Consider the following 15,563-nt stretch of genomic DNA (forward strand, 5'->3'; position numbering starts at 1 on the left):
TCAAAGCGTGGGCGCGACCTTCTCGATCACATACGCTTCGATCACGTCCCCCTCTTTGATATCGTTGAACCGTTCCAGCGCGACGCCGCACTCGAAGCCCTCTTTCACCTCGATCACATCCTCCTTGAAGCGACGGAGCGAGGCGATCGTTCCCTCGTAGACGACCACGTGGTCGCGAATGACGCGCGCATTGGCATTACGCCGGAGGACGCCGCTTTGGACGAAGCATCCCGCGACATTGCCGACCTTGGCGATACGAAAGACCTGCCGCACCTCGGCGCGCCCGAGAGTCACCTCCTTCTCCACCGGAGCGAGCAATCCGAGCATCGCGTTGCGGATGTCCTCCTCGACCTTGTAGATGACCGAGTAGAGGCGAATTTCCACGCCTTCCTGCTCAGCGACATCGCGCGCGCGCGGCTCCGGACGGACGTTGAAGCCCACGATCAACGCCGAGCGCTGCATATCGCGGGAGGCCGCCGCAAGCAAGACGTCCGACTCGGTGATCGCGCCGACGCCTGCGCGGATGACATTGATCTTGACCTTCTCACTGGAGAGCTTCTCCAGCGTCTGCCGCAACGCCTCGAGCGATCCCTGCACGTCGGCCTTCAGGATGATCTGCAATTCCTTGACCTCGCCCGCTTGCAACCGCTGATAGAGCTGCTCAAGCGGCGTCACGGCGGCTGCGCGCGCTCGAGCCTGTCGCAGCTCCAACTGTCGCGCCGAGGCGATGCGCTCAGCCGCCGCTTGGTCTTCGACGACCATCAACTTATCGCCCGCCTGCGGGACGGCCTCTAATCCCAGGACCTCCACCGGGCGCGAGGGCCCCGCTTCCTGAACCATGCGCCCACGATCATCCACCAGCGCGCGCACGCGCCCGTAGGTCGCCCCTACGACGAACCAATCCCCCACGCGCAACGTCCCTTGTTGCACGAGGACCGTCGCCACGGGACCGCGTCCGCGATCGAGCTTCGCTTCCAAGACCGTGCCCATCGCTTTGCGATGCGGATTCGCCTTCAGCTCCAACAGATCAGCGGTGAGGATGATCATCTCCAGAAGGGCGTCCAGGTTCATCCGGCGCTTCGCCGAGACCTCGACCATGACCGTATCGCCGCCCCAACCATCCCACAGCAGTCCGTGCTCGGCGAGCGCTTTCTTCACTCGCTCGGGATTGGCCTCGGGCTTATCAATCTTGTTGATGGCGACGATGATGGGCACTCGCGCGGCTCGGGCGTGCTCGATGGCCTCGATCGTCTGCGGCATGACCCCATCGTCGGCGGCGACGACCAAAACGACGATGTCCGTCACCTGCGCGCCACGCGCGCGCATCATGGTGAACGCTTCGTGCCCAGGAGTATCGAGGAAGACGATCTCCCGCTGCTGCGTGGGATCATCCGGATCGGGCACCGAGACGACATACGCGCCAATATGCTGGGTGATGCCGCCGGCCTCTTGTTCGGCCACGCGCGTTTGTCGGATGGCGTCCAGCAACGTCGTCTTCCCATGATCCACGTGTCCCATGACCGTGACGACCGGCGCTCGCGGAAGCAGGGCTTCTTCCTCGCCCGACTGAAGGAGACGCTCCAGCTCCTGCTCCTCGATCAGCTCCTCGAAGGAGGTGAAGGTGACCTCGTAGCCGAATTCTCTACCCAGCTCTCGGGCGACGTCGTGATCCAACGTTTGATTGATCGTCGCGAAGATGCGCCGCGCCACGAGCTTCTGGATCACGTCGCGAGGCGCGACCTGCAATTTCTCAGCGAACTCGCGTACGGTCACCGTTTCCGGCAGCCGGATCGGCTTCAGCTCCTTCACCGGCGGGGGCGCCGGAGCAGCGGTCGGGACCGGAGTCTCTGCGCCAGGCGCCGGCTTCTTCGAAGGCGCGGGCATCGGACGACGAATGCGCCGTCGGCGTTCGTCCCGCGGAGGGACGTAGACGGTGCTCGCCAAATCGGGAGCAGGCGCAGTCACTGAGGAACTCAGCGCGCTTGAGGGTCGCAGGATGATGACCTGCGGCTTGGAGGGACGCGGTTTCGGCTCCGGGGCCACCTCTGGAGCTGACGTCGGACGCGTCTCTTCGACAGGAGCGACCGCTGGCGCCGCGGCCGCCGATTCCGCAGTCGCTTGAGGAACAGTCGGCGGAGGTGGAGGAGCCACCGGCTTCAACGGCATCACCTTCATACGCGGCTCGATCTCGATCTTCGGTCTCTCCGGGCGCTCGGAGACCTCGCGCACCTCTTTGCCGACAGTCACCCGCTCGACATCTGGCTTCACCGGCTCGCGTTCTCTCTGCGGGGGTTTCTCAGGCACCTCTTTCGGCGTCGGACTCGGCACTGCGGCCTGCTCCGGCACCACCTCTTTAGCCCGCTTGACCAACCGCGGTCGAATCTGCGAGATCTCCGGGGCTTTGGCGTAATGCCGCGAGCGGATTTGCTCGGCCTGCTCCTCGGTCAAGGAATTCGAGGGCACACTCACATCGAAGCCGAGCTGCCGCGCTTCCTCGATCACGCGGCGCGGCTCCAACTTCAACTCTCGGGCCAGCTCATAAATGCGTATCTTTTTCATCCCCGTCCTCTTCTCCCCCGCATTGGCGTTCTCCGGCTATCGGCGCGAGCGCTTCACGATCGCTCCTCCGATGGGGATGCGCTCGACGCCGGCTCAAGAGGCCGCTCCTCCATGACCGCCTGCACGGCCGCCTTCACCTCCGTCGCTTGAGCGAGACTCCAATCCAATTTCTCCGCGAGATGATCCACATCGGTGCTGGCGATCTGCTGAAGCGTCGTGAATCCCTTGGCTTTGAGCTGCTCCAACACCACCTCGGGAAGACGGCCTTCCAAGGCGCTGAGCGGCGTTCCCCCTGCGGACACCAATTGCTCCATCTGTGCGGCTACTTCTCGCTTCAGCTCCGACTCGCTCCGAATGTCAATGTGCCAACCCACGAGCTTCACGGCCAGACGCACGTTCTGGCCCTGCTTGCCGATCGCGAGCGAGAGCTGATCGTCATCCACGATCACTTCCAAGCGACGCGCCACCGGATCCACGATCTGCACGCGATTCACCCGAGCCGGACTCAGCGCGCTGGCCGCGAACTTCGCCGGATTCTCCGACCACTCGATGATGTCGATCTTCTCCCCATGCAGCTCGCGAATGACAGCCTGGACGCGACTCCCTTTCATCCCCACGCAGGCGCCGACGGGATCCACATCCGGATCGTTCGAGGCCACAGCGATCTTCGCCCGTTCGCCCGGATCTCGGGCGCACGCTTTGATTTGAACCGTCCCATCATAGATCTCCGGGACTTCCAGTTCGAAGAGCCGCATGATCAGCTCTGGAGCCGTGCGCGAGAGGATGACCTGATGCCCCGCTCCCCGATGAACCTCTTTGATCACCGCGCGGATGCGATCGCCGACCGAATACCGCTCCGCCTTCGACTGCTCGGAGCGCGGCAAGAGGGCTTCCACAGTCCCCAAGTCCACGATCATATCCCCCTTCTTCTCGAACCGCTTCACGAAACCACTGACCAACTCGCCGACGCGCTTGACGTATTCCTCGTAGATGCGCTGGCGTTCGGCCTCGCGCACCTTCTGCATCATGGTCTGTTTGGCCATCTGCGCGGCGATGCGCCCCAAGCCTTCAAACGGCCGCGGGATCTCCACCAGGTCACCCACTTCGGCCCCTTCGACCAGTTGATTCGCTTCTTCCAGGCTGATCTCTCGCGCAGGATCGGTCACGCGCTCGACGACGACCTTCCGAGCGAAGACCTCGATCTGTCCCGTCTCCGGATTGTACTCGACGTCAATGTCCTCGCCCGTGGCTTTGAACTGCTTCTCATATGCCCGGCGAATGGCTTCCTTGAGAGCCGTGATGACCGCCTCCGGGTCGAGATTCTTCTCCCGGCTGAGTAGCTCAATGCTCTCGGCGATCGGGCTTCTCGGATTCGCCATAATCTCCCCCCCCTCATACCGAAGGATACGGAGAGAGGCTCCACCCCGATCGGGTGGAGGCCCGCTCTCTCAATATCCCCCACGGTTTTCAGATGGGTCCCGTCACCTTGCTCGGGATTTCCCCCACTCGAACGCCAGATGCGCTTTGCGAATCTTCGGGTAAGGGATCACCACCTCGCGTTTCAGCTCGCGCTCGCGCACGGTCACCTCGTCTCCCTCGATGCCCAGCAACTCGCCCACGAAATGTCGCCGTCCTTCGAGCGGCTCTGACGTCTCGATCTTCACGAGGCGACCAGCAAATCGCTCGAAATCGCTCCGGCGATATAATCCCCGCTCGATGCCCGGCGAGCAAACTTCCAACACATACCGATGCGGAATCGGATCCTCGACATCCAGCACGACCCCGATGCGCTCGCTCACGCGCGCGCAGTCGTCCACCGTAATCCCGCCGGGCTTATCCACGAGGACGCGCAGGATCATCCCCCGTCGCCCCCCGGCGATCTCCACGTGCACCAGCTCGAAGCCCAGGGCGGCGATGACCGGCTCGATGATCTCCGTCACGCGCTCGACAAGACCCACGCTTTTCTCCCCAAAAAAAAGTGGGCTGACCGCCCACATCCGCATCATCCCCACACCCGACTTGTGAAGAGTAAATGATAGCCCGCTCACCTGCCGAAATCAAGTACTCATCGCACGCCCGCTCGGCCAGCTTGACAATCGCAGGATCCGGCCCCTACCATTGATGCTCACGAGAACGCGGAAGGCCGGAGATGCGCACGATGCTTCTACTGCAAACAGACCCGATCTATGCGTACCTGCCGATCGTCGTGCTCCTCTTCATCGCCATTCTCTTCCCGGTTCTGGTGCTGGGGATCGGACGGTTGCTGCGTCCGATGAAACCCGAGGCGCCGAAACTCTCCCCCTACGAATGTGGCGTGGAGCCGGTCCTGGATGCGCGCGAGCGGTTCTCGGTGCGCTACTACATTATCGCCATGCTCTTTCTGATCTTCGATGTGGAGACGGTTTTCCTCTTCCCCTGGGCCGTCATCTATGACAAGCTGGCACTGTTCGGCCTCATCGAGATGGCCATCTTCCTTGGCCTTCTCATTGTGGGATACTACTACGCGTGGCGAAAAGGAGCATTAGAATGGACGTGAATCTGGAGGAATACGCACAGGCCGGAGGATTTTTGACGACGACCGTAGACGCCGTCTTCAATTGGGCGCGCAAGTCGGCGCTGTGGCCGATGACCTTTGGCCTCGCCTGCTGCGCCATCGAGATGATGGCGGCGGGCGCTTCGCGCTTCGACATTGATCGGTTCGGCGCTGGCGTCTTCCGCCCGAGCCCGCGGCAGTCGGATCTGATGATCGTTGCTGGGACCGTCACATTGAAGATGGCGCCCATCGTGCGCCGCGTCTATGATCAGATGCCCGAACCCAAATGGGTCATCGCTATGGGTGCGTGCGCCAGCGTCGGCGGCCCCTTCGATTCGTATTCGACCCTGCAGGGTGTGGATCGGATCGTTCCTGTGGACGTGTACATTCCGGGATGCCCGCCGCGCCCTGAGGCGTTGCTCTACGGTCTCATGCGTCTTCAGGACAAGATCATGCGCGAGCATCCGAGCCTCTATATCTTCGGCCGCGAGCGCGTCGTGCGCGCCACGCCCATTGCGGAATCAGCAGCATGATCTTCCTTCGGATTGAGCGAGTTCTCGTCGAAGCGGACCTCGCGCGTTCCTTCGCCCCCCAAGGCCTCTGAGAAAGGACCCACTGTGAATGGGCGCGGCGCCATGCGGCCGCTCGAGGAGAAGCTCAAGGCGCGCATCCGGGAGGCAGGGCCGATTCCCTTCCGGGATTTCATGCACGCCGCGCTCTATGATCCCGAACACGGATATTACATGCGGCGCGCCCGGATCGGCAGGCACGGGGATTATGTGACGAGCGCCCATTTGCATCCGATCTTCGGAGAGCTTCTAGCGGAGAAATTTCTCGCCCTGCTTCGCGACCTGACGCCACCCTGGACGCTGCTGGAATGGGGAGCGGGAACGGGACGATTGGCTGCGGATGTGCTCGCCGCTTTCGATCGGAAACCAGAGGCGCGTTCGATCCGCTATCTGATCTGCGAGATCAGTCCTCATCTTCGAGAGGAACAGCGACGGCTCTTGGGGAACCGACCTAATGTCGCGTGGGTGAGCGAAGGCGACTTGGAGGCGGAGCGCTTCACCGGCCTCATTTTCTCGAACGAACTGCTTGACGCCTTCCCCGTTCATCGCGTCCTGCGAGCACGCGGAGAATGGCGCGAACTCTACGTGACGGTGCGCGGCGAGACGTTCGCCTGGACGCTCGGTGAGTTGACCCGTCCCGAGATCGCGCAGTATTTTGAGGAGATCGGGATCGAACTGGAGGAGGGACAGATCGCCGATGTGGCGATAGACATCGTCCCGTGGCTACAGCGCGTGGCGGCGATCTTGCAAGAGGGATATGTGGTGACGATTGATTACGGGGATACGGCCGGTCGGCTGTACGGCCGCGCGCATCCGATGGGGACGCTGCGCTGTTTCTACCGCCGTCAGCTCGTCTCCGATCCATTCCAGCATGTCGGAGAGCAGGACATCACGGCGAGCGTGGACTTCACATTGGTCGAGCGCGCGGGCCGAGCTGTCGGTCTCGAGGTCGTGGAGTTCACGAGCCAGCGCGAATTTCTCTTGAAGCTCGGGCTTTTGGAGCGGGCGAGCGCGTGGATGCAATGCGCCACTTCTTCCACTGAGGCATTGACCGCACGACTCGCGCTCAAGCACTTCCTCGTACCGAGCGATTTGGGCGAGACCTTCAAGGTCCTCGTGCAAAAGAGGCGCTGCTCGACGATGGTTCGAGGGACGGAAATGGCGTAAAATGTTCCCCCGATGAAGTCGCGAAGGTCCAATCGGAGGCGTCTCCCTCCGGTCACCGTGGTGGAGCGGCAAGCGTCGCGACCGCGGCAGCGACGCATCGGCCTCGGGTCTCTTGCCCTCGCCGCTGGCCTTGTGCTCAGTCTGCTAGCGTTCGGGTACTTCTATTGGGAGGCCGAACAAGACCTGGATGCGTGGCTGGCTGGGCGTCTGGGACAGGGCGAGCCCACGATCTTCTATGCTGCCCCGCGTCGTCTTCGCGTCGGACAGCGCTTCTCTCGCGAGCAAGTACTCGCGCACCTCAGTCGCGCCGGATACACGGAATCCTCGAAGACGGAAGACCTTCGACGCGGTCGGTATCGGAACGGGCGAGAGGGTGTGGACATCTGGCCCAGCGGGTCTGCCGTCGAGCGCTTCCCTCGTCTGCGCATTGTCTTCTCCCGTGATGGACGCACGATCCAGCGGCTCGTGCATCCGGAGACCAGCCGTGATCTGGAGAGCGCGGAGCTCGAACCGGAGCCCATCGGTTCGATCGCGCGATCGGTTGGGACGTCCACAGATCCCCGTCGCGGCTTGCGTCTGGAAGTCGAATACGCACAACTCCCGCGGCATCTCATCCACGCTATCGTCGCCGTCGAAGACAAGCGATTCTTCGAGCACACGGGCGTGGACTATTGGGGCATCTTGCGCGCGCTTTGGCGCGATCTCCGCGCAGGCGAAGTCGTCCAAGGGGGGTCGACGATCACGCAGCAACTGGTCAAAAACATTCTGGTCGGCTCGGAACGGACGCTGCGGCGAAAGATACGCGAAGCGTTCCTGGCGCTCGCCTTGGAGCGACGATTGAGCAAGGAAGAGATCTTCACCCGATACGTCAACGTCATCTACCTCGGGCGGCGAGGCGGACTCTCGGTTTATGGTGTCGGGGCGGCGGCGCGGGAATATTTCGACAAAGACGTCTCGCACCTGACGCTTCCGGAGGCCGCCTTTTTAGCCGGGATCATCCATCGCCCCGGATCGTACATCACGGCGACGCCGCGTCCAGAGGTCTTGGAGCGTGGGCGGCGCCGTCGTAATCTCGTGCTCGATCTCATGGTCGAACAAGGCTTCATCACTTCGGCGGAGGCTGAAGCGGCCAAGCGCGCGCCGCTCGGCCTGCGTTTTCGCGCCGGGCGTCCGGGAATTGAAGTGAGCGCCCCTTACTTCCTCGACTACGTGCAGGAACAACTGGCCGAGCTATTCCCCACAAGCGATCTCGGACAACTCGGCTACCGCGTCTACACGACCATTGACATGGACTTGCAGCGCGCGGCCACGACGGCGCTGACCGAAGGATTGGAGCGATTGGATCGAGAGCTGGCGCGGCGTCGGGAGCGCATTCCTCCGGGGACTGTACAAGGAGCGCTCGTGGCCTTACACGCGCGCACGGGAGAGATCCTGGCGATGGTCGGTGGGCGGAACTATGTGGAGAGTCAATTCAACCGCGTCACCGATGCCCGACGTCAACCGGGATCAGCCATCAAGCCGTTCGTCTACGCGGCAGCGTTGGAATCGGGAGAGCGCGAAGGCAGACCGCTGACGCTCGCCGATCTCTACATGGACGAGCCGCGCACCTTCGAAGGCGGATACGCGCCGAAGAACTTCGGCGATACGTATCTCCTTCGCCCGGTGACCGTGCGCGAAGCCTTGGCCCGCTCGCTCAATGTCGTCACCGTTCAGATCGCGCAGGAGACCGGATATGGGACAGTCGCTCGCATGATCGAGCGCTGCGGCTTGCCGCGTCCTCCGGCGCAAGCAGCGACCGCATTGGGCGCCGCCGAAGTCACCCCGCTGGAGCTGGCAGCGGCTTACACAGTCTTCCCCGGCAATGGTCAACGGGCCGTCCCCTTCGCCATGGCGCGCATCACCACGGCCGAGGGACATTCGCTTCAGGAGACGGCACCTCGACGAATCGCCGCTATACCGGCGACGGTCGCGCATCTGGTGACCAGCGCACTGCAAAGCGTCATCGCCGAATCCTATGGGACTGGACATGCCGCGAGCGCTCTCGGTCTGCCGGCGATCGCCGGGAAGACCGGGACTTCGCAGCGAAGCGATGCATGGTTCGTCGGCTTCACGCCTCAGATCGTGGCCGCCGTGTGGGTGGGCTTTGACGATAATCGGCCGTTGCCACTGGCGGCATCTCGCGCCGCGCTTCCCATCTGGATCGCCTTCATGCGGCAGGTCGCCGCGTTGCGCCCGGACCTCACGACCGGGAGCTTCACTCCTCCGGAAGGCATCGTCGAGCATGTCGTGGATCCGCAAACGGGACTTCGCGCGACCGATCACTGTCCTGAGAAACGTGTGGAGCTGTTCATCCAAGGGCGCGAGATCACGGCGCTCTGCACGCTGCATCCGGGCCAGCCGGTCGAGGAGATTCCGGAAGTCCCGCTGGAGAATCCTCTGCTTCCCCCTCCCCCTCCGGAAGAGCCCGCCCCCGTCTCGGAAACGTCGTCCGCCCCCAAGACGCGCCCCCTTCGCGTACGTCCGCCCCTTCCCGATCGCTGATGCGAGAGGACCACCATCACTTCAAGGAACTAGGAGGCGTTCTCAACGCATGTTACAATGACTCATCGGCATCGAAACCATCGGTGGAGGAAAGAGCGATGAGGAAACATCTTTTCACGCTCGTCTTGGCCAGCCTCATGGGAATGGCCGGATGGACGTTCGCCGCACGACAGCAAGCGACGCAACCGACGTCCAACGCCCAAGCAGCGTTGAAGATCGCCATCATTGATAGCCGCCTCTTCACCACGGAGAACGGCATTCAGCAGCTCCTGCAGCAAATGCGGCAGACGGACGAATCGTTCCGCGATCGCCTGGGAGCGCTCCAACGACTCCAGCAGCAGATCCAAAGCCTTCAGCGCGAGCTGCAAACGCAATGGGCGAACCTCACCCCTCAAGCGCGCGAGCAGAAGCAAGACGAATTAGAGGAGTTGCAGAGTCGCTATCAGCGCGAGAACGAAGACTTCCAGCGCGACTACGAGCGCGCTATGCGGCGGGCGACCGATCCGATTCGCGAACGCATCTTCACCTTCCTAGCCTCGTATGCGCAAGCGCGGCAGATTCAGCTCGTGCTCGATCACGCCGTGCTCAGCCAAACGGGAGCCATCAGCTACTTCGATCCCTCGCTCGACATCACTCGGGATTTCATCGCCGAGTACAATCGCGCGCATCCGGTGGGACGCTGATCGTCTCGAGCACGCGCGCCCGCCTCTTGAGGCGAACGCCAGGGGTCGCGTAGAATGCCACGCGCGGCCATGAATCTGCGGGAAATCCTGCGAGCGCGACAAGTGCTGCGTGGCGTGATCTGGCCGACGCCGCTCGTTCGCTCCCTGTGGTTGTCCGAACATCGCTCGGCGGAAGTCTATTTGAAACTCGAGAACCTGCAATTGACAGGATCCTTCAAGGTGCGCGGCGCGCTCTACAAGCTCACGCGCCTGGGACCGGAGGCACAACGACGCGAGATCCTCACCGTCTCCGCTGGCAACCACGGACGCGCCGTCGCTTACGGAGCCGAGCTGTTCAACGTGCGGGCGACCATCATCGTCCCCCGTACGGCTGCGCCGACGAAGATCGAGGCCATCGCTCGCCATCGCGTTCGCTTACTGCTGGTCGGCGAGGACTACGACGAGGCCGAGCAACAGGCGCGCGAGATGGCGGCTCGCTCGGACGCGCTTTTCATCTCGCCCTACAACGATGCGGATGTCATCAGTGGGCAGGGAACGATCGCCATGGAGATGTTGGAGGCGATCCCACAGTTGGATGCGCTGCTTGTCCCGACAGGAGGCGGCGGTCTGTTGGCTGGCGTCGCCCTCACCGCTCGGGCTCTGAATCCGAAGATCAAGATCTTCGGCGTGCAATCGGAGAATTCGCCGGCCATGTATGAATCCTTCCGCGCTGGCCGTCTCGTTCACGTCCAGGAACGAGAGACGCTTGCCGATGGACTGGCCGGGAATATTGAGCCGGACGCGATCACCTTCCCCATCATCCGGCGATATGTGGACGACATCCTGTTGGTCTCGGAGAAGGCGATTCGCGAGGCGATCGTCCTGCTGCTCAAACACGAGCATCAGGTCGTCGAAGGCGCTGGCGCCGTGGGCGTGGCCGCCCTCTTGGAGTCCTCGCGCGATTTCGGTCGACGGATCGGCGTCATCCTCACCGGCAGCAATATTGATCTCGATCGCTTAACAGCGCTGCTTGGAGAGGCGACGACACCCGCATGAGCCTCATCCGAGGACCAGATGGCGCAACAAGAAGAGGAGATTCGCTGGTCGCTCCGCCAATCGGCGCATGAACCACGGAAACCACGAGGACCCGTAGGAGATGAGCACGAGCATCCGATACCCCTCTTGGGCCAAACGTCGTTGTTCCCCGCGCTGAATTCCGTAGAGCATTTGGAACTCCGTCCTTTCCCGGGGAATGCCCGAGGCGGCGGCGAACTCGGCGATGCGACGAATGAGCGTGCGATCGTGCGTGGCGATCGCCGCGCGCACGCCATTGCGTTGCGCTTCTTCGCTGAGGAGACGCTGAGCCAGCGCGAAGAAGTTCGCGTCCACATCGCGCTTGCGCGGAAAGGCGAGATCGGGCGGTTCGCGATATGCTCCCTTCACGAGCCGAATGGATGGCCGCAGCGGCAGTAGCGAGAGCAAGTCGCGTTCGGTCCGGTACAGGTAGGCCTGCAAGCACACGCCCACGTTCGAGTAAGCAGCGCGCGCGCGCCGATAGATGTCCAACGTGACGTCCACGTAAGGGCTCGACTCCATATCAATCCACACGGTCTGATGAGGCGCGGCGGCTTCTAGCAGCCGACGGACATTCGCATAGCAGAGCTCCGGATCCACATCCAAACCGAGCTGAGTCAGCTTGACGGAGATTTCAGCCGGTCGCTCCCACGCGCGGATGCGCGTGAGCACTTCCACATAATGAGCGGCGACGGCCTCGGCCTCCTGCGCATCGGTGATGTTCTCACCGAGATAGGTGAAGACCGTTCCCAAGCCTTGCTCTTGCAACATCCGCCCGGCCTCAAGCGCCGCTTCCAAGGTCTCCCCCGGAATGAAGCGCTCGACAGTACGCCGCACGAACCGATAGCGCGGCGCTCGTTCCCGCAACCATTGATTCTGCGATCCGGCCAGAAGCAACGTGCGCAGAACGCTCATCGTTCCCTCTCCTCCGGCGACGTGTTCTTCACCCATCCGATCATGGCGTCGTTTGAAACGTCACCTCCTCGCGAATGGTGGCGCGAACCGGTCGCCCATTCAAGCGCGCCGGAAGGAATCGGAAGCGTTCGAACGCTTCCAGAGCGAACGTCTCCAAGTCTCGATCGAATGCCCGCACGAGGCGCGCGTTCGTGACGCGTCCGTCCAAGGTCACGATCCCCTCGACCAGAACGGTCCCCAGCGGACGGCGCGTGGGGAATTTGGGGACGACGCGCTCGATGAGAACGGGAGGGAGGAAGACGTCGTCCGGTCGCAGCGCGATCGCGCGTCCGTACTCGTCGCACGGAGCGGAGAGTTCTTGCGGACGATTCCGCAATTGAGCCTGCGGAACGATGGCGACCGTCACCGTCATGAGAACCGCGCGCGGTTGATCCCCGGTCGCCGAGAGCGCGCCTTCGAGCACGATGGTCTCGAAATGGCGTACTTCGACATCCTCCAAGCGCAAGATCGTCCGCTCGCCGTGCGTCATCTCGAAATTCATCGAAACGTTCGCGCGCGAAACGGCGACCAGTTCGATCGCGCGCCAGAGGACGCGCGAAGTGAGAGCGTCCATCGTCTCTTCGATCGGGCGTCGGCCTCCCTCCGCAGAACGTCCTTCGAGGAACAAACCCTCGCGAAAGCGTTCGCCGGGGAGGAGGCCGATGGAGCGAATGTGTCGGGGAATGAGCGGTTCGATCCCCAGGGTCTTTCGCAAGTACGTCATTTCGGCGTCCAAGCTATCGAAGGTTTGCGCCAAGCGCACCGGTTCGGGATTTGGTGACGCCGTCCTTCCAGACGCCTCATAGACGACCATCGTCACGTTCGCGCCTAAGCGCAAGCGCTCGGCGACGCGCGCTTGCGCGGCCCAGGCGGGATCGAACGCCCCGCTGAGGAGGCCACTGAGAATCACCCATCGCGCCACGTGCGATCCCGCTCTCCGTCTCTCACGCATCATCCACCTCCTGGCGATGGCTCAGATAGGCACGGTAGACCTCCCGTCGGCTCACGCCGTATTCTTCGGCCACGCATCTGATGGCCGTCTTCGCATCGAGGCCCGTCGCGGACATCACAGCTTTCACTCGTTCGGCGAGCGCGGTCGCCTCCACATCGGCCGGTCGCGCCGTTTCCGCTCCGGCGACCAGTAAGACGATCTCGCCTTTGATCGGCGCTTTGGCAACGCGCTCGACCAATTCCGCGAGCGTCGCTCGCTCGAACGTCTCATGGACCTTTGTCAGCTCGCGCGCCAGCACCGCCGGTCGCGCTCCCAGAATCTCGCACATGTCTACGAGCGTTTCCGCCAACCGATGTGGCGCTTCGAAAAAGATGAGCGTGTACGGAAGCGCTCTCAGCGTCTCCAGCTCCGCTCGTCGCGGCCCGCGTCTTGCTGGGAGGAAGCCAACGAAGAGAAACCGATCTACGGGAAGGCCTGCGGCCATCGCCGCTGTCGTTATGGCTGAGGGGCCGGGAATCGGCACTACCCTAATCCTTTCAGCGATGGCTCGCTCAAGCAGCACCTCCCCCGGATCGGAGAGAAGCGGCGTGCCGGCATCACTGACGAGCGCCACGTTCTGTCCCTCCTTCAACCGCGCGATGAGCGCCTCCGCTCGTTTCCTCTGGTTATGCGCATGGTAGCTGACCAGTGGTCGTCGAATTCCATAATGGTGGAGCAACTTGAGCGTCTGCCGCGTATCCTCGCACGCAATGAGGTCTACTTCCCGAAGAATGCGAAGCGCGCGCAACGTGATGTCCTCTAGGTTCCCGATGGGCGTCGCGACGATGTACAACGTGCCGGACATGAGAGAGTTCAAGATACCCCACTGCCGCCGGCGATTTCAACCGCGCTTCCCGCGAAGAGGGACATCCCCGGCGGAGGCCTATGGCCGCCGACGCGGGATCGGGCGACCGAATCGTCTCGCCCGTCGTCCGATTGCGCGCCGAAGGCCTCTTTTCTCCCCGCGCCGCTCGATATGATACAATGATCGCGACATGTCGAAGCGGCATCCACTCATCAACGGAGCGCCGACCGAGGAGGATCGGCAATACGACGCTCGATTGCGCCCGCTTCGACTCGACGAATACATCGGACAGTCGAAGCTCAAGGAGAACCTTCGCGTCTTCATTCACGCTGCGCGCGCGCGTGGCGATGCACTGGATCATGTGTTGCTGCACGGACCTCCTGGGACGGGCAAGACGACGCTCGCCTACATCATCGCCCATGAACTCGGGGTCGAAATTCGCGCGACCTCCGGTCCGGTCATCGAGCGCTCGGGGGATCTGGCGGCGTTGCTCACGAACCTGGGGCCGCGTGATGTGCTCTTCATTGACGAGATCCACCGACTCAACCCTGCCGTCGAGGAGATCCTCTATCCGGCCATGGAGGCCTATCAACTGGACATCCTCATCGGGCAAGGGCCAGCGGCGCGCTCGATCAAAATTGATCTGCCGCCGTTCACCCTGATCGGAGCGACGACGCGCAAAGGCCTGCTGGGCGCTCCCTTGCGCGGTCGCTTCGGCATTGATTTGCACTTGGACTTCTACGAACCGGAGGAGTTGGAACAGATCGTCCTGCGCTCGGCGCGCCTTCTGGGGATCGAGATCGAGCCGGAAGGAGCGCGCGAGATCGCCCGCCGCGCGCGAGGCACGCCGCGCATCGCTAATCGGCTGCTGCGCCGCGTCCGCGATTTCGCCGAGGTTGAGGCCGATGGTCGCATCACGCGCGAGATCGCTGAGTATGCCCTCAACCGCATGGAGGTCGATCGCTTCGGGCTGGACGAGGTAGATCGCAAGCTGTTGCTGACGATCATCGAGAAATTCCATGGAGGACCCGTGGGTTTGAACACCATCTCGGCAGCCGTCAACGAAGAGAAGGACGCCATCGAGGAGATCTACGAGCCCTACCTCATCCGCATCGGCTTTTTAAATCGCACGCCGCGCGGTCGCGTCGTCACCGAAGCCGCCTATCGGCATCTCGGCTATGCGTCGCCGCGCCTTTCGCGGACCGATCGAGGGCTCTTCTCCGAGTAGGGAAGCGCCGCGGACGCGAAAGCCCACGCGGTTCACCCCTTGTCCAAGCCATCTTCGAGCATGTATATTCATCGCTCGTCGGCATGAAGAACATCTTGTTCGTCTGCGTGGAGAACGCGTGCCGCAGCCAGATGGCCGAGGCATGGGCCCGGCATCTCGGACATGGGCGCGTGAGGGCTTGGAGTGCTGGATCGCGTCCGTCCACCGAGGTCAATCCGCACGCGCGTCTGGTCATGCGCGAGCGCGGGATCGAGCTGGTAGAAGCGACGCCTAAAGGATTCGAGGCGCTTCCCGACCTGACGTGGGATGTCGTCGTCACGATGGGGTGCGGTGACGAGTGCCCGTGGATTCCCGCGCGTCGGCGAGTGCAGTGGGACATCCCGGATCCCAAGGGGCAATCGCTGGAGGTCTTCCGTCGGGTTCGAGACGAGATCGAGCGCCGCGTGCGAGAGCTTCTGGAACTGCTCGAATCGGCCTAAG

At 62.8% G+C, this 15,563-nt stretch carries 14 protein-coding genes; 8 read left to right on the forward strand and 6 right to left on the reverse strand.

Annotation, left to right across the window (positions count from 1 at the left end; all coding sequences use genetic code 11):
• The 3 genes from infB to NZ746_01595 all read right to left on the reverse strand — a co-directional run bounded on the left by infB (nucleotide 1) and on the right by NZ746_01595 (nucleotide 4,517).
• Nucleotides 1–2,559 (reverse strand): translation initiation factor IF-2, encoded by a 2,559-nt coding sequence (gene infB, locus NZ746_01585; GenBank protein ID MCS6816050.1) that lies wholly within the window; start codon nucleotides 2,557–2,559, stop codon nucleotides 1–3.
• Between the two features lie 53 nt (nucleotides 2,560–2,612).
• Nucleotides 2,613–3,938 (reverse strand): transcription termination factor NusA, encoded by a 1,326-nt coding sequence (gene nusA, locus NZ746_01590; GenBank protein ID MCS6816051.1) that lies wholly within the window; start codon nucleotides 3,936–3,938, stop codon nucleotides 2,613–2,615.
• Nucleotides 3,939–4,040: 102 nt separating this feature from the next.
• Complete coding sequence (locus NZ746_01595; GenBank protein ID MCS6816052.1) at nucleotides 4,041–4,517, reverse strand: ribosome maturation factor RimP; 477 nt, start codon at nucleotides 4,515–4,517, stop codon at nucleotides 4,041–4,043.
• 200 nt (nucleotides 4,518–4,717) lie between these two features.
• On the opposite strand from NZ746_01595, the gene ndhC reads away from it, so the two are divergent.
• The 6 genes from ndhC to NZ746_01625 all read left to right on the forward strand — a co-directional run bounded on the left by ndhC (nucleotide 4,718) and on the right by NZ746_01625 (nucleotide 11,087).
• Complete coding sequence (gene ndhC, locus NZ746_01600; protein ID MCS6816053.1) at nucleotides 4,718–5,095, forward strand: NADH-quinone oxidoreductase subunit A; 378 nt, start codon at nucleotides 4,718–4,720, stop codon at nucleotides 5,093–5,095.
• Complete coding sequence (locus tag NZ746_01605; protein ID MCS6816054.1) at nucleotides 5,086–5,625, forward strand: NADH-quinone oxidoreductase subunit B; 540 nt, start codon at nucleotides 5,086–5,088, stop codon at nucleotides 5,623–5,625. The genes ndhC and NZ746_01605 overlap by 10 nt, the downstream gene beginning before the upstream one ends.
• A gap of 102 nt (nucleotides 5,626–5,727) precedes the next feature.
• Nucleotides 5,728–6,828 carry an SAM-dependent methyltransferase gene (locus NZ746_01610; GenBank protein MCS6816055.1) on the forward strand — a complete coding sequence of 367 codons (1,101 nt, stop codon included), beginning with the start codon at nucleotides 5,728–5,730 and terminating at the stop codon, nucleotides 6,826–6,828.
• 12 nt (nucleotides 6,829–6,840) lie between these two features.
• Nucleotides 6,841–9,369, forward strand: a complete 2,529-nt coding sequence (locus NZ746_01615; GenBank protein ID MCS6816056.1) for a PBP1A family penicillin-binding protein — start codon at nucleotides 6,841–6,843, stop codon at nucleotides 9,367–9,369.
• Between the two features lie 98 nt (nucleotides 9,370–9,467).
• The gene (locus NZ746_01620; GenBank protein ID MCS6816057.1) at nucleotides 9,468–10,052 is read left to right on the forward strand and encodes an OmpH family outer membrane protein; all 585 of its coding nucleotides are present in this window, start codon (nucleotides 9,468–9,470) and stop codon (nucleotides 10,050–10,052) included.
• Between the two features lie 69 nt (nucleotides 10,053–10,121).
• Entirely contained in the window at nucleotides 10,122–11,087 is a 966-nt protein-coding gene (locus tag NZ746_01625; GenBank protein MCS6816058.1) for a threonine/serine dehydratase, read from the forward strand.
• Between the two features lie 3 nt (nucleotides 11,088–11,090).
• On the opposite strand, the gene NZ746_01630 is transcribed toward NZ746_01625, so the two are convergent.
• Genes NZ746_01630 through rsmI form a run of 3 tightly spaced genes read right to left on the reverse strand, consistent with a single transcriptional unit; the run spans nucleotide 11,091 to nucleotide 13,855 of the window.
• Nucleotides 11,091–12,020, reverse strand: a complete 930-nt coding sequence (locus NZ746_01630; protein MCS6816059.1) for a proline dehydrogenase family protein — start codon at nucleotides 12,018–12,020, stop codon at nucleotides 11,091–11,093.
• A gap of 40 nt (nucleotides 12,021–12,060) precedes the next feature.
• Entirely contained in the window at nucleotides 12,061–13,011 is a 951-nt protein-coding gene (locus NZ746_01635; protein MCS6816060.1) for an energy transducer TonB, read from the reverse strand.
• Nucleotides 13,004–13,855 (reverse strand): 16S rRNA (cytidine(1402)-2'-O)-methyltransferase, encoded by an 852-nt coding sequence (gene rsmI / locus NZ746_01640; protein ID MCS6816061.1) that lies wholly within the window; start codon nucleotides 13,853–13,855, stop codon nucleotides 13,004–13,006. The genes NZ746_01635 and rsmI overlap by 8 nt, the downstream gene beginning before the upstream one ends.
• 190 nt (nucleotides 13,856–14,045) lie before the next feature.
• On the opposite strand from rsmI, the gene ruvB reads away from it, so the two are divergent.
• Both ruvB and NZ746_01650 read left to right on the forward strand, forming a co-directional pair.
• Nucleotides 14,046–15,083 (forward strand): Holliday junction branch migration DNA helicase RuvB, encoded by a 1,038-nt coding sequence (ruvB, locus tag NZ746_01645; protein MCS6816062.1) that lies wholly within the window; start codon nucleotides 14,046–14,048, stop codon nucleotides 15,081–15,083.
• A gap of 83 nt (nucleotides 15,084–15,166) precedes the next feature.
• Nucleotides 15,167–15,562 (forward strand): arsenate reductase ArsC, encoded by a 396-nt coding sequence (locus NZ746_01650; GenBank protein ID MCS6816063.1) that lies wholly within the window; start codon nucleotides 15,167–15,169, stop codon nucleotides 15,560–15,562.
• Nucleotide 15,563: the final 1 nt, after the last annotated feature.

The organism is Blastocatellia bacterium, assembly GCA_025055075.1.
In the GTDB taxonomy this organism is placed as follows: Bacteria; Acidobacteriota; Blastocatellia; order HR10; family HR10; genus HR10.

What these genes read in the sequence shown, in the direction of transcription:
- NZ746_01630 (MCS6816059.1), bottom strand. Translation starts at nt 12,020, where the DNA reads ATGAGCGTTCTGCGCACGTTGCTTCTGGCCGGATCGCAGAATCAATGG.
- nusA (MCS6816051.1), bottom strand. Translation starts at nt 3,938, where the DNA reads ATGGCGAATCCGAGAAGCCCGATCGCCGAGAGCATTGAGCTACTCAGC.
- ndhC (MCS6816053.1), top strand. Translation starts at nt 4,718, where the DNA reads ATGCTTCTACTGCAAACAGACCCGATCTATGCGTACCTGCCGATCGTC.
- NZ746_01620 (MCS6816057.1), top strand. Translation starts at nt 9,468, where the DNA reads ATGAGGAAACATCTTTTCACGCTCGTCTTGGCCAGCCTCATGGGAATG.
- NZ746_01625 (MCS6816058.1), top strand. Translation starts at nt 10,122, where the DNA reads ATGAATCTGCGGGAAATCCTGCGAGCGCGACAAGTGCTGCGTGGCGTG.
- NZ746_01605 (MCS6816054.1), top strand. Translation starts at nt 5,086, where the DNA reads ATGGACGTGAATCTGGAGGAATACGCACAGGCCGGAGGATTTTTGACG.
- ruvB (MCS6816062.1), top strand. Translation starts at nt 14,046, where the DNA reads ATGTCGAAGCGGCATCCACTCATCAACGGAGCGCCGACCGAGGAGGAT.
- NZ746_01635 (MCS6816060.1), bottom strand. Translation starts at nt 13,011, where the DNA reads ATGCGTGAGAGACGGAGAGCGGGATCGCACGTGGCGCGATGGGTGATT.
- NZ746_01610 (MCS6816055.1), top strand. Translation starts at nt 5,728, where the DNA reads ATGCGGCCGCTCGAGGAGAAGCTCAAGGCGCGCATCCGGGAGGCAGGG.
- NZ746_01650 (MCS6816063.1), top strand. Translation starts at nt 15,167, where the DNA reads ATGAAGAACATCTTGTTCGTCTGCGTGGAGAACGCGTGCCGCAGCCAG.
- rsmI (MCS6816061.1), bottom strand. Translation starts at nt 13,855, where the DNA reads ATGTCCGGCACGTTGTACATCGTCGCGACGCCCATCGGGAACCTAGAG.
- infB (MCS6816050.1), bottom strand. Translation starts at nt 2,559, where the DNA reads ATGAAAAAGATACGCATTTATGAGCTGGCCCGAGAGTTGAAGTTGGAG.
- NZ746_01615 (MCS6816056.1), top strand. Translation starts at nt 6,841, where the DNA reads ATGAAGTCGCGAAGGTCCAATCGGAGGCGTCTCCCTCCGGTCACCGTG.